Genomic DNA, 21,912 nt, shown 5'->3' on the forward strand with positions numbered 1-21,912 from the left:
ACACCAACTTTAAATTATCTATTGTGCAACGCAACACAGCATTTTCATTAAAAAATACCATGCTCTGGTGCCTGCTGGGCCTCGCGGCACTGGCCTATACCGGCTGCCAGAACACGGAAACACCCAGCGTAGAAGAGGATGGGGACGATATCGAATTCACGCCGCACGTGGTGGAACTGGATCCGGCTGCTGCCGCAGCCCAGGCCCGCGAGATCCGGGAAAACTATCCCGCCGTTAAGATCCTCGACGGATTGGAACTGAGCCTCTGGGCTTCCGATTCGCTCTCACCGGACCCCATTGCCCTCAAGATGGACGAGCAGGGACGGGCCTACGTCACCCGCGCCGTACGGCAAAAAAATTCCGAATTTGATATCCGCGGCCATCGCGACTGGATGACGGCTTCCATCTCCCTCCAGAGTGTGGAAGATCGCCGCGAATTCCTGAGAACAACCTTCGCTCCCGAAAAGAGTGAAGAGAACGAATGGCTCGAAGACCTCAACGGTGACGGCAGTCACGACTGGAAAGACCTCACCGTGGAGCGGGACCAGATCCTGCGTCTGGAAGACCGCGACGGTGACGGCGTAGCCGACCTGTCCCGGGTATTTGTAGAGAGTCCGCACACGGAGGTGACCGACGTTGCCGGCGGTGTGCTGCCATTCGGTGGAGATGTCTACATGGCCCAGGCTCCGGATCTGTGGCGGTATACCGATACGGACGGTGACGGCATGGCGGACACCAAATTCTCCCTGGCCCATGGCTATCAGATGCACATCGGCTTTGGCGCCCACGGGATGTCCGGCGTCACCTACGGTCCCGACGGCAAGATCTACTGGGGCATCGGCGATATCGGTATGAATGTAACCGACCGGTCCGGTAAACACTGGATGTACCCCAACCAGGGGGTTATCTGCCGCGCCAATCCGGACGGCAGCGATTTTGAGGTTTTTGCGGCCGGTCTGCGGAATACCCACGAGTTCGTATTCGACGACTACGGCAACCTCATCAGTGTAGACAACGACGGGGACCACCCCGGAGAAAGCGAGCGACTGGTACACATCGTAAACGGTTCGGACACCGGCTGGCGGATCAACTGGCAGTTCGGCAAATACACCGATCCGGACAACAACAGTTATAAGGTGTGGATGGACGAAGGCCTGTATAAGCCCCGTTTTGAAGGACAGGCAGCTTACATCACGCCCTGTATCCGCAACTACCACAACGGGCCGACTGGTATGGTCTACTACCCAGGTACTGGTCTGAACGACAGCTTTAAGAAGAACTTCCTGGTCGTAGAATTCCCGGGTTCTCCGGCGCGGGCTAATATCTACGGTTTCCGTCTCGACCCCAAAGGTGCTACTTTCGATTTCAAGGACGAGCGCACCGTGATCAACGGCGTACTGGCTACCGGTATGGATATGGGCCCGGACGGCGCCCTGTATTTTTCCGACTGGATGGAAGGCTGGGGCACCAAAGGCATCGGCCGGGTCTGGAAACTGGATGATCCTACCCAGGTGGATTCGCCCATTCGTAAGGAAGTACAGCAGTTGATCGAAGCGGACTTTTCCGGGCGTACTCCGGCGGAGCTCGGTGAATTGCTGGCGCACGTAGATCGCCGGATCCGCCTGAAGGCCCAGTTCGAGCTGGCCAAACGCGGTGATGACGGCAATACCGTATTCGTTAAGGCGTCCCAGAACAGCGATGAGCAACTGGCCCGCATCCACGGGATCTGGGGTATCGGTCAACTGGCGGCCAAAAACGCCGATTACGCCGAACCGCTGCAGGGACTCCTGCAGGATGCCGATCCGGAGATCCGGGCCCAGGCCGCGAAGATCATCGGTGATGTACGTTATGCTCCTGCTGCCGAATCGCTCATTCCACTTGTGAACAACGAAGCGCCCCGGGTACGGTTCTACGCTACCGAAGCGCTGGGCCGGATCGCCCACAAACCGGCTATCCCGAGCATCATTGAAATGCTGGGCAACAATAACGACGAGGACGCTTACCTGCGCCACGCCGGAGCGCTGGCCCTGGCCCGCATCGGTGATGCCGCCCCGGTACTGGCCCTTTCCAATAATAACAGTCGCGCGCTGCGGATCGCGGCGGTAGTGGCCCTGCGCCGGATGAAAGAACCCGGTATCCGCGAATTCCTCAAGGATCAGGATGAATATATCGTAACCGAAGCGGCCCGCGCCATCAACGATGATTTCTCCATTCCGGAGGCGCTGCCCGATCTGGCCCGCCTGCTCGGTACCACCAGCTTTACCAACGAGGCGCTGATCCGCCGGGCGATCAACGCCAACCTGCGGGTAGGTAAAGAAGAGAATCTGAAGACCCTCTCCACCTACGCCACCAAGCAGGGCGTACCGGAGACCATGCGGGCCGAAGCGATCGCCACGCTGGGTGTTTGGGCCAAACCGTCGGTACTGGACCGCGTGGACGGTCGTTTGCGGGGACCCGTAGAACGGGACCTGGCGCCCGTACAGGCAGCCCTGAAGCCGATCATTCCCACGCTTTTTGCGGATAAGAACGTTGCCCTGCAGGCTGCCGGCGCCGAAGCGGCCGGTAAAGCGAAACTCGGAGAGTTTGCGCCCCAACTGTTCGACATGGTCCAGAACCACAAGGATAAAGATGTACGGATCGCGGCCCTGCAGGCCCTTGCGGACCTGGAAGCGGACCAATCCATTTCGGCTATCCGTTTCGCACTGGATGATCAGGAAAGAGATGTGCGGGTAAACGCCCTGCGCCTGGTTTCCGAGCAGGATATTCCGGCGGATGAGCTCATCGACCTTTTCAGTATCGTTCTGGAAAAAGCAACGATCCGGGAGCAGCAACAGGCCCTGCGCGGCTTGTCGGAACTGCCCATCGAAAAGACCAAACCGCTCCTCAACAGTTTGCTGGATAAACTCACGGCGGGTGATCTGCCTCCGGGCATCCAACTGGAACTGACGGAAGCTATTGAAGAAAGTGAGCTGCCGGAACTACTCGAAAAAATGGAAACCTACCGCAAAAGCCTCGATCCGGAAGATGTGGTTGCCCAGTACCGCGATGCCCTGGAAGGCGGTAATCCCTGGCGGGGACGCAATATCTTCCTCAGTCATGAAACTTCCCAGTGTGTGCGCTGTCACTCGCTGGAGCCGGGAGAAGGTAGCGACGTAGGACCGTTGCTGGCCGGTATCGGCGCCAAATACGACCGGGAGGAACTGCTCCGCTCCCTGGTGGCGCCCAGCGCCCGTATCGCGCCGGGCTACGGTGTAGTGGTACTCACACTGTCCGACGGCAAAACGGTGAGCGGTATTCTCAAAGAAGAGAACGACCAGCAGCTCGTCATTCAGGTGGGCGATGAAAGTCCGCAAAGGATCGATAAATCGAAGGTAACCGAGCGGATCGATGCCGCCTCCAGTATGCCGGCTATGGGTGCCATCATGGAACGCGAAGAACTGCGGGATCTGGTGGCCTTCCTCGTTTCGCTGGGTGATCCGACCTGATGATCGGGCCTTAGTAAGTTTAGAGATTGAAGGATCCTGAATTACGGAATTCCGAACGATTTTAGGAGGTTGGGGCGTCATTGAGTACGCCCCAACCTCCTTCCATTTTGCATAGGCCCGGGAATGCGGTAAAGTCTCACTCCGGCCCGGCGCTACCATCCCTGGTATACTCTTTTTTCCAGGCCCCTATTTTTCGAATTCCCTATTACTCAACTTGCAATCTTCCAAATTCCTACCACTTCTCTTCAAATTTCGTTCAGAATTATGCCATACATTTGCCAGGAATGAAGGTATTAATCGTAGAAGACGAAAAGGAACTATCGGAAAACGTCAATGCGTATTTGACGAACGGCGGCTTCATTTGTGAAGTAGCCTCCACATTCTGGGAAGCCAGCGATAAGATCAGCAGCTTTTCCTACGATGTGGTATTACTGGACATCATGCTGCCGGATGGTGACGGGCTTAACCTGCTCCGGATCCTGAAACAGGAAAATTCCAATACCGGCGTATTGATCCTGTCCGCGAAAAATGCTCTGGACGACCGGGTAACCGGCCTCGAACTCGGAGCGGATGACTATCTCACCAAGCCCTTTCATTTACCGGAATTGCAGGCCAGACTAAAAGCCATCTTCCGTCGCCGGATGATGGACGGACGGAACGACGTCGTTTTTAATGAGGTGCGTCTCGATCCCGATACCATGGAAGCCTGGGTGGGTGATGAACAACTGCCGCTGACGGTAAAGGAGTTTGAGTTGCTCCTCTTCTTTATTACCAATAAGAAGCGGGTGCTCACCAAGCAGAGTATCGCCGAACACCTTTGGGGAGATAATGTGGATTTTCTGGATTCTTTTGACTTCGTCTACCAACACATCAAGAATTTGCGAAAAAAGATGACCTCCGCCCAGGGTAATGATTACATTAAAACCATTTACGGCATGGGTTATAAATTTACGGATTGACGAAAAAGAGGGAGCACTCAGGGATGGATCGCGCTTTTGGCCGCCCTTTCCCCCCGCTCCAATCTTATTTTTTCGCCGGTCTTCACTCCTAAACGAATGAGATTACTGACTAAGGCTACTTTACTTTTCCTGGTTGTTGCGCTGCTGGTTTTTGGGGTCGGCGGGATCATCACTTACCAGATGGTGGTGGAGGAGGTCCAGCTGGAAACCGACTGGTATCTGGACGAAACCTTTAAAGCAACCGTAAAGGGGATCCGGGCCGGAAAATCCATCGAAGCGCTGGATAACGAAAAAGTGATCATCACCCCGCTTTTGGGCGCCAACTGGCCGGATACCATGGCCCACTATAAAGATACCATTGCCGAACATTTTAATCTGCGGCGGCTGGAACCGCACCGCAATCTGACCAAGATCAAAAAGATCGACGATACGTACTACCGCATCAGCATTACGGACGTCCTGATCGAGGTGGACGACATGTACGAGGGGGTGGTAGGGGTGCTTTCCCGCCTGTTCCTGTTTCTCACCGCCTCCGTGATCCTGGGCAGTATTCTGATCTCCCGCTGGCTCTTCAAACCGTTCACCAAATTGCTGGACCGGCTTTCGAGTTTCAACCTGAAAAACACCAGCGGATTAGAGGTACCGGAAACCAGCACCCGGGAGTTTAACCAACTGAACAGTTTCCTACGGAGCATGACGGATAAGGCCCAGCGGGATTACCGCTCGCTGAAGGAGTTCACCGAGAATGCTTCCCACGAGATGCAGACGCCGATCGCCGTAGCCAAGGGCAAGCTGGAATTGATGCTGGAAGCACCGGAACTGGACGAGGAACAGGCCGGTCTGATCCAGGGCGCCTACCAGGCGATCTCCCGGCTCTCCAGTATTGGCCACAGCCTGACGCTGCTGAGCAAGATCGAGAACCAGGAGTTTTCGGTGTCCCAGAATATCGATTTCTCCAAACTGGTGGAAAATTCCATTGAATACTACCGGGAGCTGGCCGAACTCAAAGAGATCCAACTCGAATCGAAGGTTACGCCCGGCGTACAGCTCCCCATTGAAAGCTCGCTGGCCGAAATCCTCGTTTCCAACCTGATCAAAAATGCCATTCAACACAATACGCCCGGCGGCTGGATCAGCCTGGAGCTGAGTGCCGATCATTTGTCGGTCAAAAATTCCGGTGCACCGCCCAGCATCGACCCCGGCAAATTATTCGAACGCTTCCGGAAAGGCAATCAGAGTGGCGGATCCCTGGGGCTGGGGTTATCCATCGTAAAGAAGATCACCGAGGCCAGCGACTGGTCCGTGACCTACGATTACGAAAACGAAACCCACCATTTACAGGTGACCTTCAATTAGTGCCGGCCACAGGCGGGTAAAAATGATCCCGGAACCGGGAAATCTTATTTCACTACAAAATTCAGCAAAATCGATAATCTGCTGAAAATGAGGACTGCATCCTGGATCAGTCCTCGCAATTACTTTAGAATTTATCCAAAAATCAGAATTCCTTCAAAATTCCCTCAAAGTCCCCATAGGTTTACTACTTAATTTTGCATCAAGAAATCACTGCATTAGTAACACCAAGTTTAAATCACTCAACAACGAACCCATTCCATGAAGGATTCTGTACTACGGCTTATAATAGCCTTTTTATTTTTACTCATTGGCATCCAGTTTGCTTCCGCACAGGGAAAAGTGATCGGAAGTGTTTTTGATACGGATGAAACTACTCCACTCCAGTTCGCCGCCGTTTCCATCTATTCCCAGTCCGATACCGCGATGATCACCGGAGGTACCACCGACCTCGACGGAAATTTTGAGATCCCGGTATCTTTCGGAAAATACATGATCAAGGTTGATTTCATTTCCTATCGTTCCATCTGGAGTGATGGTTTTGAAGTTTCAGCAGCCAACAGCACCGTTGACATGGGCATGGTCACGCTGAGCACGGACGCTACCGTATTACAGGAAATTGAAGTCCGGGCCGAGAAGAGTACGCTGCAAATGGCCATGGACAAAAAGGTATTCAACGTAGGTAAAGATTTGGCCAGTACCAGCGGTAGTGCCTCCGAAGTTTTAGATAACATCCCATCCGTTACCGTGGATGTAGAAGGTAATGTGAGCCTGCGCGGCAGTGAAGGTGTGCGCATTCTGGTAGACGGAAAGCCTTCCGGCCTGGTGGGTGTACGTGGAGCCAACGGCCTCCAGTCTCTGGGTGCCGATATGATCGAAAAAGTAGAGGTCATCACCAACCCCTCCGCCCGCTACGAGGCGGAAGGTATGACCGGTATCATCAATATCATCCTGAAAAAGGAACGCAAAGAAGGCCTGAACGGATCCTTTGATCTGCGTGCCGGCGCTCCAGCCAACTACGGAGCCGGTATTAACCTGAATTACCGCAAGAAAAAGATCAACTTCTTTACCAATTACGGTTTTCGCTATCGTCGCGGCCCGGGTATCAGTAACCAGTACCAGGAGTTCGTGCAGGATGGCCAGACCAATATCGTGGAAGTACTCGGAGATCGCAATCGCGGTGGGTATTCCAACAGTGTCCGGATGGGAGCGGATTACTTCCTGAACGACCGCAATACCCTGACGGCATCGTTCAATTACCGGAACGGCCGGGACAACAACGAATCCCGGATCGAATACTATGATTACCTGAACTCCTACCCGGATAACCTGACGGGCATTACCGTCCGTACTCAGGATGAACTGGAAAAAGAGCCCAATCTCGAATACGCCCTGAACTACAAGCGGACTTTCAAAAAAGATGGTCAGGAACTGCTGGCCAGTGTACAGTACCGGCAAAGCACCGAATCGGAAGATGCCGATTACCGGGAGACCTTCTTCGAGTCGGATTTCTCTCCGCTCACCACTCCCGATCTGCTGCAGCGTTCCTACAACGAAGAGGGCGAAAAAAGCTTGCTGCTGCAAACGGATTACATCCAGCCGATCGGAAGAGAAGGTAAACTCGAATTCGGTTACCGCGGTTCTTTCCGCCAGATCGACAACGACTATCTGGTGGAAGAATTTGCCGATGACGTATGGGGAACCCTGCCCAATCTGAGTAATGATTTCAATTACGACGAGAACATCCACGCTATTTACGCGATCCTCGGTAACAAACCGGGCCGTTTCTCTTACCAGTTCGGTCTGCGGATGGAGGTATCGGATGTACTCACGGAACTGTTACAGACCGGAGAGCGCAACGACCGCACCTATACCAACTTTTTCCCGAGTGCGCACTTTACCTACGAATTATCCGAAGGAAACAATGTGCAGATCAGTTACTCCCGTCGCCTGAGAAGACCACGTTTCTGGGATCTGAATCCCTTTTTCACCTTCTCCGACGCCCGGAACATTTTCCGGGGTAACCCCAATCTGAATCCGGAGTTTACGGATGTATACGAGATCGGCCACATCAAATATTTTAACAACGCCAGTCTGAGCTCCAATATTTATTACCGGCATACGAATGGTCTGATCCAACGGATCCAAACCCTGCAACAGGAGGAGAACGGGGATCTGATCACCGTACGCCAGCCGGAAAACCTGGCCACCGAAGACGCAATAGGCCTGGAATTCATCTTTTCCGCCGATCCGGCGAAATGGCTGCGCATGGATGCCAGTGTGAACGCCTTCCATTCCAGTGTAGACGGAAGTAACCTGAACCAAAGCTATGTACGGGATGCTTTCAGCTGGTTCGGACGGATCAATTCCCGGATGACAATCTGGAAAAAGCTGGATGTGCAGTTGCGCCTCAACTACCGGGCTCCGCAACAAACCGCACAGGGTGATCGCAAATCCATGTCTTACGTAGACCTGGCCCTGAGCCGGGAAGTACTGCGCGGCAAAGGAACCCTGACGCTGAGCCTTAACGATGCGTTCAACTCCCAGAAATACCGGTATTCCAACTACGGTGAAAATTTCTTCTCCGAAGGGATCCACCAGAGACGCCCCCGCTCGGTAAGTCTTAACTTCAGCTACCGCCTCAACCAAAGCCAGCGCAAGCGCGGTGACCGGGAAGGCGGCCGTGACGGACAGGACTTTGACGGCGGCGACGGTCAGTTTTAAACGAAAACAAGGGAGCCTGGATGGTTAACCGCCAGGCTCCATCACTATTAACAACTATTTCATCAATTACAACAACAACGACAAGTACTCACTCAACCCATTTATACACTTAAACTACCTGGCCCCCATTAACTAACGCAACAGTTATAGGATTGGCAATTATCCTCCGCCAATTTTATGTAAACACCTGGGGTCAAACAGCTAATTATTTTATGTTCCATACTATCTAGATTTCTAGTTTTGTCAATGATTTTTTCAGCAAGCAGTTAGCCCATAACGAAAAACCACGACTTTACAACAAAGGTAAAAACGGGTAGCTGCTTGCTATTTTTTTCTTCTTCCGGCCCTGATCCGGGGCGCATCTTTCCGAACTTTCAACGAGGCTTTCTACCTACTGTCTATCTTCTTCTCTTCACCGGCAAAGGCCAAAGCGGCATCGCCGGACGGTTTTCCACCCGCCACACCGATTCAATTCGTATTTTCGTAGCATCAAAAACTCCATTTCACTTTCCGGTGCCCGGAACCGAACGGTAAATGAGGTTCCGACCGGGTTTAAATTCGGTTAAACATGCTACAGATCACCCGAACTTTCCTCTTCCTGAGCTTTATTGGCCTGTTCACGGCCTGCTCTCCAACCACCGATACATCGGAAACGGAGACCGAAGTCACCGCAGTGGCGGCTAATGACGATCCCGCGACCGACAGTGCATACGATCCCGAACTGGCCAAAGAACTCGGTGCCGATGAATACGGTATGAAAAAATACGTCATGGCTTTTCTCAAACGGGGTCCCAATCGCGACCGTAGTCCGGAAGAGGCCCAGGCCCTGCAAAAAGCACATATGGATAACATCGGTCGCATGGCGGAAGCCGGGCAACTTATTTTGGCCGGTCCGTTTATGGACGACGGCGATATCCGCGGTATTTACATCTTCGACGTGGAAACCATCGAAGAGGCCCAGGCGCTTACGGAAACGGACCCCGCCATCCAGGCCGGTAGTCTGGTTATGGAACTGCATCCCTGGTACGGCTCGGCGGCCCTGATGAAGCTCGCGGATATCTATCCGAAACTGTCCAAAGAATCGATATAGTTGAGGAATGCGGAAGGCCCGGTAGCGTCAAGGACTTATCCCCTACCGGTCTTTCCGATCCGGCTGAGACAAAAAAAACCCGAATCTTCCAGCGAAAGATCCGGGCCAAACCTGTTTCACAAATAAACTATTCTTAATACTTTTCGTGGCTGATGTGGGTCAAACCACCGTAAGTCTTTCTAGAATTCTCTCCCTTTCAACATCCCGTGCCAGTACATTTTGGGTAAGCCGTAAGCTTTCAGCGCGTACATGCTGTAGCGTTCTTCCGCCTGGTTGAACGGGAAACTTTCCGCCGGTTGTTTGTCGTAATCGAACTCCGCCAGGATCAGACTGCCGTAGCCGGTAACGAGCGGACAGGATGTATAGCCGTCGTAGTGCTTCGGCAGGGCCTGTCCGGCGAGGAAAGCCATAATGTTCTCCGTGGTCGTCGGCGCCTGTTTGCGGATAGCGGCCCCCGTTTTGGAAGTTGGCAGATTACTGCAGTCCCCGAGGGAAAATACGTTCGGATATTTCGTATGCTGGGTGGTCTCTTTATCGACGGAGACCCAGCCGGAATCGGCGGCCAGCGGACTGTTCTTGATGAAATCCGGGGCGCTCATCCGGGGCGTCACGTGGATCATGTCGTATGCTTCCACACTTTCTTCACCCGTTTTCAGATCCTTAAAGACCGCTTCTTTTTTATCCGCTCGGATCTCGATGAGGTCTTTATTCCAGACGCGATCAATCCCGTAGCGATCGGCCACCTTGGTCAGGGACTGAGCGTACTTGGGCACCGCAAAAATGCCCGGTCCTCCCTTGATGAACTTTTTGGTAATATTATTGGCCACTCCGTTGCGACGCCAGTGATCCGAAGCCAGATAGGTGATCTTCAGCGGCGCTCCGCCGCATTTGATCGGCGTTGACGGATGAGTAAAAATGGCCGTTCCCTTTTTCAGGTTCTTGATATTTTCAAAGGTGCTGTCTACCGTTTCGAAGGCATAATTACTGCACACTCCGGTGCCGGGTTTGCCAACGCTGTCCTTCAGACCCGGAGTGGCATCCCAATCGATCTGAATACCGGCGGCCACTACCAGTACATCATACGTATGGGTGGATCCGTCGGAAAGCTGCACGCTGTTGTTATCGGGATCGAAGGTCGATACCGCCGCTTTGATCCAGTCGGCACCGGGCGGGATATAATCCGCTTCGCTGCGCTCGGAAACTTCTTTCGGGAATACGCCCGCTCCGACCAGGGTCCAGATCGGTTGGTAATAGTGCTTATCGCTGGGGTCAACGATGGTTACTGCGGGAGGATTGGGTTTATTTCTCAACATGGCGCCAACCGTAATACCGGCCGAACCGCCACCTATGATCAATACTTCGTGATGAGCCATTATGCTAATGTTTTAAATTTTTTGTCCGAAATGTTTTAGAAAATTGAGGAGGAATCCCATGCCTTTCTGGCGATCGGGGTCCTTCAGTGCACGCAGCATACTGAAGATGCCGCCGACCCGGGCGGGTGGTTCTGCGTAGGCCTCGGTCAGAGCCGAGTTTGCAGCGCCGGCTACCCTGGTCAGGGTTTGGGGATCAAATCCGCTCTCGACCGCCCGTTTCATGCCTTCGTCGACCATGTCGACCATCATTGCGACCATGCCCGGCATCTGCTGTGAGAGTTGCAGGGCATTTTCCAGTTGGGCGGCCATTTCCGGAGCGGTCAGTTGCTCGGCCATCCGGAGGGCAACCCCTAATCGCTGGTCAATGCTTACGCCCCGTGCATCCGCCTGACGGTAAGTCTCATCGGCCATATCGCCGACCATCGCCATCATACCGGGCAGCTGATCCGTCATGCTGATCAGACCGTCAATTTTTGCTACCATTTCGGGTGCAGTCAGCTTCTCGGCAATTTTCAACGCGCTTTTCAGGCGCTCATCAATACTAACACCCTGTGCGTCGGCCTGCCGGTAACCTTCGTCCACCATATCCCCGACCATCGCAACCATACCCGGCCCCTGTCGCAGGGCATCGCTGAGTTTGTCCACAGCGGTTTCGAGGGTATCAATGCGTTCGAGGAGATGATCGATGGCTTCCAGGGTACGCGGCTCGGAGAGTCTCGCCTGTACCTGTTTACCGGCTTCTGACTCCAGCCACGAGACCGAAGTACCGTTGCCACTCATTTCCATAATGTTTGATTTTTAGCTCGGTTGAAAAAAGAAAATTTTGCTCGAGAAGTTGTTGCTGAAACAAAAATATGAAAAAATGTTCATAAATAGTTATATAAATATATTGAATTGTACCTTGGATTCTGCTTTTTATACCCATTTGTGTACTACCTTAGCGGTAACGCCTTACTATGGAAAAGAAAAATTTAACCGGACAGCTGAAACGCCTGTTTCCCGTATTTCAACAGTACGAGCTGCTGACGGAGATCGTCGCTAAAAGTCAGCGCATGGAAATTCCCGCGGGCGAGCAGATCATTGGGGTCGGCAACCGGATCAACGTGGTACCGCTGGTGCTCGACGGTACCATCAAGGTGATCCGGGAAGACGACGAAGGCAATGAGATCTTTCTGTATTACATCAAATCGGGAGAGAGTTGTGCGATGACCCTCACTGCCTGTCTGCGCCGCGATCCCAGTTCCGTCAAAGCCATTGTGGAAAGCCCTACCGATCTGCTGGCCCTACCCGCGGATGTAGTTTATGACCTCGCCCACCGCTTTCCCAACTGGAATGATTTTATGACCGAAACCTACGCCCGCCGGTTTGAAGAAATGATGGAAGTGATCGACCACGTCGCTTTCCACAGCATGGATGTGCGTCTGCTGAAATACCTCATCGACCGCAGTCACCTCCTCCAATCCCGCGTGCTGACCGTCTCCCGCACCCAGATCGCCAAAGACCTGAACAGCTCCCGCGAAGTGATCTCCCGTCTGTTGAAACAGATGGAAAAGAAAAAACTGGTGCGGATTGATGGTAGTGCGGTCGAATTACTGGAGTGAAGTACTGCACGGACCGATAGCTGCCCCCGGCCTGCGTAATTACCTGTCGATACCAATAATTCCTCCAATCGTGACCTGCGTCACGGCTTCTCAGCGCGTACTCCCCTACCTTTAGAATATGAAAGGATTACCAAATTGGCAGAGAGTTCTGATCGCCTGTTTGCTATGCCTGAGCATCTTCGCCCTGCTGGGCTGGGCGATCTCCTATTTCCAAAATTAAATACACGAAAGATGAAAAAGAATGTAGGTAAAACCGACAAAATGATCCGGCTGACGGTAGCCGCCATTATCGCCATATTACTGGCTACGGGTGTGATCGCCCTGGCCACCACCATAGGTACCATTCTGGCCGTGATCGCGGTTATTTTCGTATTCACCGCTCTGGTGAACTGGTGTGCTATCTATGCCCTGGTGGGCGCTTCAACTTGTCCGGCAGAAACGAATTGAAGCCGGACCTTGGGATAAAAGAAATTGGGGCTCTTTATCCCGACCTTTGTTCATCCCCGATAAGGAGGAACTTTTTTCAGGAATTGGGGCAGGCCGGGCATTTTCGCTCTGCCTGCCCCAAAAATTTTACGGTGCTGCTCTAATGCGGTAATTTGCTCCGCACGGCTCCGTAGAAGTAAGTACCCAGTACGGAACTGAGGATCACGAGCAGGATCGCCCAGACGCCGTGCCCCAGCAGGGTAAACATCGGCCCCGGACAAGCGCCCGTCATGGCCCATCCCAAACCGAAGATGCTACCTCCGATGAGATAACGCGGAATAGACATATTCTTGGGATTGAACTTGATCGGCTCTCCCGTAATGGTTTTGCCTTTTGCTCTTTTGATCAGGGCGACAAAAATAGCGCCCAGTATAACGGCGGTACCGATGATACCGTACATATGAAAACTCTCGAATCGAAACATCTCCTGGATCCGGAACCAACTTACGGCTTCGGATTTTGTCATGACAATGCCGAATAAGATACCGGTCAGTAAGAATTTTATAAATTTCATGGTATTGGATTAATGCTGCTTAACAATTGGGGAAGGATCAACCAGGTCATGATCAAGCCTCCGATGAAAAAACCGATCACTGCGATCAGGGACGGCAGTTGCAGGTTGGATAGGCCGCTGATGGCGTGACCCGAAGTACACCCTCCGGCCCAGCGGGTACCGAAACCGATCAGGAAACCGCCGACGATCAGGAACAAGAGGTTGGAGATGGAGAACATCCGGTCGAGCCCGAAGATCTCCTCGGGTACATATCCCGTACCTTCCGCCATGGTCTGCGGCGTATTGATCCCGATAGTCTCCAGGTACGCTGAAGTACTTTCCGAGATCTGCACCGGCTCCGGACTGGCGAAAAACTGCGTGGCGATAAATCCGCCGATCACCGCGCCGCCGATGAAGACCAGGTTCCAGATCTGATTTTTCCAGTTTATTTTAAAGAAGTCATACTTATTCCCGGCTCCTCCGATCGCACACATGGTACGCAGATTGGAAGATACTCCGAATTCTCCTCCGAACCAGAGCAGGAGTACCATGACCAGGCTGATCATAGCCCCGGAAACTGCCCAGTGCCAGGGTTGACTAATAAAATCTACGATAGGACTCATGAATTCACTTTTGTGTTGAGAGAAGCTGGTTGAGCATCTCTAAGTTCAGGTTATGAAAATTGACTGCCTGCCCGGGCTGCCACAGCTTGGGAGCAGGCAAATAGTTCCCTATGGATAATTTGATCCTGGGAGTTAGTTCAGTTATAAAAATTTGGAAAATCGGGTCACCGCGGTGACCCCGTTTCATTCAGCTTACAATACACTCGATACCGCTTCATCGATCAGATCCTGGGATAGCGTTGTCGGACATACATAATCCGTCTTCGGCATATCCGTCTTTTCGATGTCTCCCCAGCCTCCGGTCACATCGACCAGATTGTCAAAACCACGGGCTTTCAAAATAGAAGCAGCGATCATCGAGCGGTATCCACCCGCACAGTGCAGATGGTAGGTATCGTAGCGATTGAGTTTTTGCATATTGCGGTTGATGTAATCCAGTGGAAAGTTGGTAGCCGCTTCCAGGTGCTGGGCCAGGTACTCACTGGGCTTGCGCACGTCGAGGATCGTTTCTACCCGACCGGCCGCCAGTTTTTCCGCCAGTTGGGGGGCAGTTACCGATTTGATCGTGGCCACCTCTTTTCCCGCTTCGGCCCAGCCGGCGACACCGCCATCCAGATAACCGAGGGTATTGTCGTAACCAACCCGCGCCAGGCGCGTCACGGCTTCTTCTTCACTACCTTCCGGCGTGATCAGCACGATCGGCTGGTTGATATCGGTGATCAGGGCACCCACCCAGGGAGCGAACTGTCCCTTCAGACCGATAAAGATAGAGCCCGGTACGTGCCCGGCCGCAAATTCCTGCGGCGTTCTGACGTCCAGCATCAGGGCTTCCTCCTGCTCTACCAGCTGTTCAAATCGATCGGGCGTGAGCGCCACTGCGCCCTTTTCCAGTACTTCGTCGAAACTCTCGTAACCCGCCTTATTCATCATGGCATTCTTGGCAAAGTACTGTGGCGGAGGGGTCAGACCGGCCGTTACCTCCTCTACAAACTCCTGCTTGGTCATATCGGCCCGCAGGGCGTAATTCGTTTTTTTCTGGTCACCCAGGTATCCCCAGGTATCTTTGCTGAGGTTCTTACCACAGGCCGATCCGGCTCCGTGGGCCGGGTATACGATGATATCGTCCGCCAGCGGCATGATCTTCTGGCGCAGGCTGTTGTAGAGCAATCCCGCCAGATCCTCTTTGGTCAGGCTTCCCTGCTTGATGGCCAGGTCCGGTCGGCCGACATCCCCCAGGAAAAGCGTATCTCCGGTGAAAAGAGCGTAATCCTTCCCTTCCTCATCCCGCAAAAGATAGGTGCTACTTTCCAGGGTATGGCCCGGGGTGTGCAGTACTTCAAAGCTGAGCTTACCGACTTTCAGGATCTCACCGTCTTTGGCCGAATGGATATCGTATTCCGTTTTCGCCATGGGTCCGTACACGATAGTAGCTCCGGTTTTCTTAGCCAGGTCGAGGTGGCCGGAAACGAAATCTGCGTGAAAGTGGGTTTCAAAAATATATTTCAGTTTAGCTCCTTCTTCCTCCAGTTTATCCAGATATGGCTGGGTTTCCCGCAATGGATCAATGATCACAGCTTCTCCTTCGCTTTCAATGTAGTAAGCGGCCTCTGCCAAACATCCGGTATATATCTGTTCTACTTTCATGTTACAATTGCTTGAAATAATTTGGTTGAAATTTGATCAGATCTGGCTTTCAGATCAATTACAGTACAAAGATGATGACTTTCGTCATTCCCATCAGTGATTTAGGTCACACAGGGGAATTTATCTTCAATTTGGTCTGGATAATGTGCTGGAAAAAGAGAAAATGCTCGGGATTACAGGCGCGGGAAAAGCGAAAAACAGGTGCGAAAATATTGGTATATCGGGGATGATCAGATCGGGCGTCGGTATAGTAACTCCCAGGGAGTTATAAATATCTTCAATTTTTATAAAAGGGAAACATTTTCAGGAACACTTTTGTTGCCTCTCCCCTTTCAGGCAGATTCGTTCAGTGGTTAAATCATCGGATAGAGAAATGGCAAATCCGATTGCAATAGCAATTTCAATCACTCAAATTCCGGCGGAAAGGTCAATGATGTACCGAACCGTCGCCGCTTATTTGCATTGTAGTTGCCATTGCGATTCACAAAATCGTATCCGAACTGAACAACCCTTCCTTACCTTCGGGGCTATTCCTGCCGCCGGAACCGGATGCTCCACATTCCGCGCAGATCCCCATCCTGATAACCGATGGCATTATCCTCGGGATAGTGCCGACGGATCAGGGCGTAGTCTTCCTCTTTGAGGGTCTCCCCCGGTGTACCGTGGCAGTTCAGGCAGAAGGCATTGGTCCGGATCGGAGCAAAAAAGACCACCTCCTGGTTTTCCAGGGCCCTGACCATCGGTTTCAGTTCCTGTCCGGCGGCATCCTCTCCGGCGTAAGTTTCCAGTATTTCCCGTTCGAGTTCCGAGGGCCGGTCGGCCGGATTGCGGGCCAGCAGGCTGGTGCGCCGGATCGTGGCCTTGTGCACTTTTGACAAACTATCCACCAGCCGGTAGGCGTTCAACTGGCAATAATTGATCGCTTCGGGTACGCCTCCCTCCCCCATCGCCTTCTGTAAGCGGGAGGAAAGTACGGCGAAGGTCGCCCCGGCAATGCTTTTGCCTTGATCCAGGTAAGCGGTGCGTTCCGCTTCACTTATTTCCGTCACCACTTCGGACTCCGTTGAAGGGCCACAGGCAGTTAGTCCGAGGGTAAAGCCCGCAAGCAGGACTAAAATTGATACAGGTTTCATGATGTCTTTATTTTTAAGGTCGAGTTGATTGATCCTGGAGCTTACCGTAAAAACGGTATTGCTCTGCATTTAAAAAAAACAGCACGCCCTGACCAAATCAAAACGTGCTGTATACTTAACAAAATCACCTGACTGATAATTCAAAATTTCTTTAGTTGAGATTGCGCTTCGCCAGATAGAAATCGACTTTTTCGTATTCGGTGCTGGCGATCCGCTCGTCCATTTCCACCAGTGTTTTGGGCGGCGGGACGATGGCCTGATCCCCCGGGCGCCAGTCAATCGGCAGGGCGCACTTGCAATCGTCGGCAGTCTGCAGGGCAACCAGCGCTCTTTTGATCTCATCCATGTTCCGTCCGACATTGAGCGGATAGTACATGATCAGACGGATCGTTCCTTTCGGATCGATAAAGAACACGGCCCGCACGGCGGCGGTGGTACTTTCTCCCGGATGCAGCATACCGTACAACTGCGCAACTTTCATATCCAGGTCGGCAATGATGGGAAAATCCATAAACACGTCGGTTTTTTCCCGTACGTTGTTGACCCAGGCCAGATGGGAATGGATGCTGTCAATACTCAGGCCGATCAGCTTGGTACTGCGTTCGGCGAACCAATCTTTCTGCTCGGCAAAAGCGGACATTTCCGTGGTACAAACCGGCGTAAAATCCGCCGGGTGGGAGAACATCAACACCCAACTCCCTTTGTTGTATTCCGACAATTTCAATGGGCCGGTTGTCGTAATCGCCGTAAAATCCGGAGCTTTTTCACCGATCCGGGGCATATTGCCAACCGTTTGATTTTCCGTGACCATATTTATCTGCTTTATTGTATTATCCTTGTTGATCATTACAGTTACAAATGTACGGGCTAACGGGGCCCTTTGTCAGTGATCCATATCACTTAGGCAAAGAAAAAAAGCATGATCCCGCAATTGGGGTCGCTCCCTACGAAGGGGATTAGGATCCGCAGCAGGCTCCACTCTTCTTTCCCTTCCCCTTGCCGGGTTTACAGGCCTGGTTCTTTACGCCGCTGCGGTTCTGACCACAATTGCCCGAGCAGGTGGATTTTCCGGCCAGAATCGTATCGTAGTCCGCAGCGCTCAGCACTTCCGGACGGTAGGTGATCCCCTGCCGGTCAAGATTGCGGGTAAAGGCGCGCAAGTGGTTCTCCGAACCGTTCAGCAAAGCCGTGTACACCTGGATCGCCCGCGCGTCATCCGTAGCGGCAATAGCCCGCTGGAGATCCCGGATATCCGTTTCTTCGATCAGCGCGCCAACTTGCAGCGCTGCGGTCAGTGACTGACGGCCTTCCTGCAATAGGCGGTCATACAGTTGCTGCAGATCCTGATTCTGGAATTTGCCCGTTTGGGCATTGACAATGCCGGTAGGCAGCTTCAAGCCACGTTCTACCGCCAGTTGTCGCATCATTTCCAGGTGTCGCTGTTCGGCATTACTGATGTTCTGAAAACTGTGGTGTCCCCATTTATCGAACAGGGCCACATAGATCTCTCCGGCGAGTTTTTCTTCTTCCAGGAGATCAAGGAGCTGCTGATCCGCCGCAGCCGCCGGACGCTGTCCGATCGCCGGCGGTAGAGCCATTCCGGCTACTACCAGGATCAATATCCATATCTTTTTCATTTGATTTTGTTTTAGGATTTGAAGATCCATCTTCAAATCAATGACCAATTCACCGGCAGGAACTACTAATTCCGGCCGTTTTCCATATCACTCAGTATAATGTCATCGTAATCTTCCTGGCTGAGGTAAGCGGGTTCGTAGGTGATACCCCGGGCGGCCAGGTTGCGCACGAAAGCGCGCAGGTGGTTCCGGGAACCGGTCTGCAGGTTGGTGTACACCAGTTCGATATCCTGATTATCCACCGTATTGGAAAGTTGATCCGCAAGATCCAGAATATCGATCTCTTCTACAACAGCGCCCACTTTGAGTGCTTCGATCTCGCTCAGATTGCCCTGAGCCAACAGGTCATCGTAGATAGCCTGCAGATCCGTATTGACAAATACGCCGACGGCATTATCCCCGACGGGGTCGGTGAGATCGTATTTTTCCAGCAGCAGTAATACGGCTTCGGTGTGGGTCTGCTCGCTGGCGGCGATGTTATCAAAAACCTGGTTGTTCCAGCTTTGGTACATTGCAGTGTACAGATCGTGCGCCAGTTTCTCTTCTTCGCGCATGAACAGGAGTCCGGCTTCTTCGTCTACACTGAGATCTTCTTTGGGTAGGGCGTTGATCTGCGTGCGCAGCGCATTGTGGTTAAATTGGGAATAACCGTTTTGGTTGACCACAAAAATGGCCTGCGGTACCACTTCATCCTTTTCACATTGCGTGAACAGAGCAACGGTTGCCAGACTTAAAATCGCCAGCAACCAGAAATTTTTCATCCTTCTCATGGTTCTATATTTTGGGTTTGATAAGACTGGTAATTTCCGTCTTCTACCCAAAATTGTCAGTAACCTGGATCACAGAGGGGAGATCTTTCGGTTTTTGTTCGGCAACAGAAGAATCAGTTGCTTAAAAGATCACCCTGACTTTTCCACCCTAATCACCGAAAATGCCGATCCATAAAGTCCAGCATCGCCGCAAAATCACCCGGTAGGACGCGATGGCCGCCCTCATGCATGTAGAAGCCCATATCCAGCAGCAGCGGTTTTTCTAATTCCGGTTCCGGGCCGCCGGTGATCCCTTCCCGGTCATAGAGGGCGTAGACGGGCGCAGCGGCCCGGGCCGCTACCCACTCTCCCATCGGATCGGACCAGGTATCCGTAGATCCGACGATCTGCAGGACCGGGCGCGGAGCGATGAGCGATAACAGCAGGTGACCGTCTACCGGGAGTTCACCCGCTGCTCCGGCATACTGCTCGTAGCGGGGAGCGAACCAATAATGGTAGCGCAACGGATTGGTCAGATCAGCGATGGTTTCACCGTAATTACGCCGGCTGATGGCGGCACCACCTTCTCCCGAAAGCATCGGGATCGCCATAGCAAAACGTTCATCCGCAGCGGCGGCCCAGATCACGGTTTTGCCCAGACGGGAAACGCCGGAGAGCGCTACCTTCCGGCTGTCCATCGCCGGATCCGTTTCCAGGTAATCCATGATCCGACTCAATCCCCAGGACCACGCGCCGATACTGCCCCATTCGTCCGGCTTCCGTTTTCCATCCGAGGGGAAGAGGGCGCGAATGCCGTATTGGCCGCCGTGATCGAAGTCCGGTTCAATATCTCCGTAGTAAACGGTAGCTAGGCCATAGCCTTTTTTGAGGAATAGTTCCGGGTGGATATCCTTCAACAGAAGCGCGTCCCGATCCGGAATGCGCATCTGCATCCGACCGCTCCAGGCCATGCCTTCGTCGATGCCGGGCTCGTCAAACAGCAGGACATTTGGGGTAAAACTGATGTGCAGCAGGATCGGTACCGGCCCCTTGGCTTCGGCGGGTACATTTATGAGCAGGCGGATCGGGGAAACTTCCGGGTGGTCGGGAAAACCGATACGTACCTGCGTGCGGCGGGAAAGCCCGCCCATGCCCGGAACGTCCTTTTCGATCACCTCCGGAACGACCCGGACGGGAGTGTCCGGCGTTTTTCCGTGCTGGTGGGTTTCGAACAGGGCAAGCAATTCCGGTCGGCGGGATTGTTCCCAATCCGTACGATCTTGTACAGGCCGTCCGTCCTCCATTCGAAGCGGATCGGGCAGGGTGTACTCCCGGACCCGGGATTCATCCGTATTGGTGGGAGGGAAATCGTCCCATTGTCTTTCGTGCCGCCACTCGCCGTAGCGTTCCAGCACCTTGGTACCGCTCGTATTGTACCAGGCGTATCCCCGGCGGCGTTCCGCTTCGATCTCGCCGACCTGGTAGCGGATGACGCCGTCCCGACCGGCAAAAATGGGCTTATTGGTACCGATCTCGTAAAAGCGGGCCCAGTGAGGCCCGGCGGCAGAATTGGCTTTCACTCGCAGATCATCCTCGGTGCGAATCACCTCCAGTCCATCGATCTGTACCTGCCGGTACCAGGCTACCCCGGCCTCGATAGCGGCCTCCACTTCCGGTGCGGGTTTGCGGATACTCATCAAAAAATGCAGTACGGCGGCGCTTTCCCCGCCGGAAATGGCGACCGGCTCAAAAGCCCGGGCGGGGCGGGGCTCCAGGCTGACCGGATCGTACTGCTGGGCCCAGGCGGTGCGTTTGCCTTCCACCCGGATCTGACTGTTGAGGATAAATTCAAGTCCACTGGCGTAGGCCGTTTTCACTGCCTGCATCTTTTCCTCCCCGATCGTTCTGAAATCAGCGGCCGTCAGTACTTCGCCCAGGAAGGTCATAAGATCGGGGATCACGTCGTCATTATAAGTCGCGTAGCGGTAATAGCCGGTTTTTTGCGAAACGGATTTGGGCCAGCCGCCCGTTTCCTGCTGGGCGTTCAGGATAAAGTCCAGTCCCCCCAGTAAGGCCGTTCGGTAACGTTCGTCCTCCACTGCGGCGTAAGCCCGGGCCAGGAACCGAAGCTCGTTGACGGTAGCTTTTACCAGAGCGGCCCGTTTGCCCCAGGGTCCCACCCGGCTGAGGTCTCCGGTAAAGGGTTCCCGTACGGTACTCATCAGGGGCCAGCCGGTTCCTTCATCCTGCCAGGATAGGATGTTTTCGGCCATTTGGAGGCCTTCCTCGGAGCGGTACCAGGAATAGGGCTTTTTACTGATCTCATCCTGCCACCATCGGAGCTGACGGCCGGGATCGGCGGAGGTGCTTTGCTTTTTAAGTGGTTGTTGCATCAGAAAACCGCCGGCCCGGGCTATCGGTGAGAAGAGTAAACTGGTCAAAAACAGGAAAAGATATCCGATCCGAATTACTTTATTCATTGTTTTGGTTTGTAGCTAGTGAATGGAGGTATCAAAACTGCCCGCACAAAAATGATGGGATCCCAACGGCTTCCTTCCGGCC

The 21,912-nt window shown here is 53.2% G+C and carries 17 protein-coding genes; 7 read left to right on the forward strand and 10 right to left on the reverse strand.

Going from position 1 to position 21,912, the window contains the following annotated elements; genetic code table 11:
* Positions 1–23: 23 nt before the first annotated feature.
* From CRP01_RS13035 to CRP01_RS13055, 5 genes are all read left to right on the forward strand, one after another.
* A complete protein-coding gene (locus CRP01_RS13035) occupies positions 24–3,485 on the forward strand; it encodes a PVC-type heme-binding CxxCH protein (protein ID WP_143473375.1) in 3,462 nt (1,153 codons plus the stop codon).
* 284 nt (positions 3,486–3,769) lie between these two features.
* Positions 3,770–4,444, forward strand: a complete 675-nt coding sequence (locus CRP01_RS13040) for a response regulator transcription factor (protein WP_099150499.1) — start codon at positions 3,770–3,772, stop codon at positions 4,442–4,444.
* Positions 4,445–4,540: 96 nt separating this feature from the next.
* Positions 4,541–5,800 carry a sensor histidine kinase gene (gene porY / locus CRP01_RS13045; RefSeq protein ID WP_099150500.1) on the forward strand — a complete coding sequence of 420 codons (1,260 nt, stop codon included), beginning with the start codon at positions 4,541–4,543 and terminating at the stop codon, positions 5,798–5,800.
* A gap of 258 nt (positions 5,801–6,058) precedes the next feature.
* Positions 6,059–8,521, forward strand: a complete 2,463-nt coding sequence (locus tag CRP01_RS13050) for an outer membrane beta-barrel family protein (protein ID WP_099150501.1) — start codon at positions 6,059–6,061, stop codon at positions 8,519–8,521.
* Positions 8,522–9,089: 568 nt separating this feature from the next.
* Positions 9,090–9,611, forward strand: coding sequence for a YciI family protein (locus CRP01_RS13055; protein ID WP_099150502.1), 522 nt, complete (start codon positions 9,090–9,092; stop codon positions 9,609–9,611).
* A gap of 179 nt (positions 9,612–9,790) precedes the next feature.
* Here the strand turns inward: CRP01_RS13055 and CRP01_RS13060 are convergent, their stop codons facing one another.
* Positions 9,791–10,984, reverse strand: coding sequence for an NAD(P)/FAD-dependent oxidoreductase (locus CRP01_RS13060; protein ID WP_099150503.1), 1,194 nt, complete (start codon positions 10,982–10,984; stop codon positions 9,791–9,793).
* 12 nt (positions 10,985–10,996) lie between these two features.
* The gene (locus CRP01_RS13065; protein WP_099150504.1) at positions 10,997–11,770 is read right to left on the reverse strand and encodes a DUF1641 domain-containing protein; all 774 of its coding nucleotides are present in this window, start codon (positions 11,768–11,770) and stop codon (positions 10,997–10,999) included.
* Between the two features lie 170 nt (positions 11,771–11,940).
* On the opposite strand from CRP01_RS13065, the gene CRP01_RS13070 reads away from it, so the two are divergent.
* A complete protein-coding gene (locus tag CRP01_RS13070) occupies positions 11,941–12,585 on the forward strand; it encodes a Crp/Fnr family transcriptional regulator (RefSeq protein WP_099150505.1) in 645 nt (214 codons plus the stop codon).
* A gap of 231 nt (positions 12,586–12,816) precedes the next feature.
* Positions 12,817–13,032: a YgaP family membrane protein gene (locus tag CRP01_RS13075; protein WP_099150506.1), complete on the forward strand. Its 216-nt coding sequence runs from the start codon at positions 12,817–12,819 to the stop codon at positions 13,030–13,032.
* Between the two features lie 139 nt (positions 13,033–13,171).
* On the opposite strand, the gene CRP01_RS13080 is transcribed toward CRP01_RS13075, so the two are convergent.
* The 8 genes from CRP01_RS13080 to pelA all read right to left on the reverse strand — a co-directional run bounded on the left by CRP01_RS13080 (position 13,172) and on the right by pelA (position 21,830).
* Entirely contained in the window at positions 13,172–13,585 is a 414-nt protein-coding gene (locus CRP01_RS13080; protein WP_099150507.1) for a DUF6691 family protein, read from the reverse strand.
* A complete protein-coding gene (locus CRP01_RS13085) occupies positions 13,582–14,187 on the reverse strand; it encodes a YeeE/YedE family protein (RefSeq protein ID WP_170110350.1) in 606 nt (201 codons plus the stop codon). Before CRP01_RS13085 ends, CRP01_RS13080 begins: the two co-directional genes overlap by 4 nt.
* A gap of 192 nt (positions 14,188–14,379) precedes the next feature.
* Positions 14,380–15,831: an MBL fold metallo-hydrolase gene (locus CRP01_RS13090; RefSeq protein ID WP_099150508.1), complete on the reverse strand. Its 1,452-nt coding sequence runs from the start codon at positions 15,829–15,831 to the stop codon at positions 14,380–14,382.
* A gap of 527 nt (positions 15,832–16,358) precedes the next feature.
* A complete protein-coding gene (locus tag CRP01_RS13095) occupies positions 16,359–16,964 on the reverse strand; it encodes a Tll0287-like domain-containing protein (RefSeq protein WP_170110351.1) in 606 nt (201 codons plus the stop codon).
* Between the two features lie 151 nt (positions 16,965–17,115).
* Complete coding sequence (locus CRP01_RS13100; RefSeq protein WP_222845728.1) at positions 17,116–17,775, reverse strand: peroxiredoxin; 660 nt, start codon at positions 17,773–17,775, stop codon at positions 17,116–17,118.
* Between the two features lie 145 nt (positions 17,776–17,920).
* A complete protein-coding gene (locus tag CRP01_RS13105) occupies positions 17,921–18,601 on the reverse strand; it encodes a DUF2202 domain-containing protein (RefSeq protein WP_170110352.1) in 681 nt (226 codons plus the stop codon).
* A 65-nt stretch (positions 18,602–18,666) separates the two neighbouring features.
* Positions 18,667–19,371 carry a DUF2202 domain-containing protein gene (locus CRP01_RS13110; RefSeq protein WP_222845729.1) on the reverse strand — a complete coding sequence of 235 codons (705 nt, stop codon included), beginning with the start codon at positions 19,369–19,371 and terminating at the stop codon, positions 18,667–18,669.
* Positions 19,372–19,523: 152 nt separating this feature from the next.
* On the reverse strand, positions 19,524–21,830 hold the full coding sequence (gene pelA, locus CRP01_RS13115) for a pectate lyase (RefSeq protein WP_099150511.1): 2,307 nt from the start codon (positions 21,828–21,830) through the stop codon (positions 19,524–19,526).
* Positions 21,831–21,912: the final 82 nt, after the last annotated feature.

The sequence above is a fragment of the Flavilitoribacter nigricans DSM 23189 = NBRC 102662 genome (genome assembly GCF_002646595.1).
GTDB lineage: Bacteria > Bacteroidota > Bacteroidia > Chitinophagales > Saprospiraceae > Flavilitoribacter > Flavilitoribacter nigricans.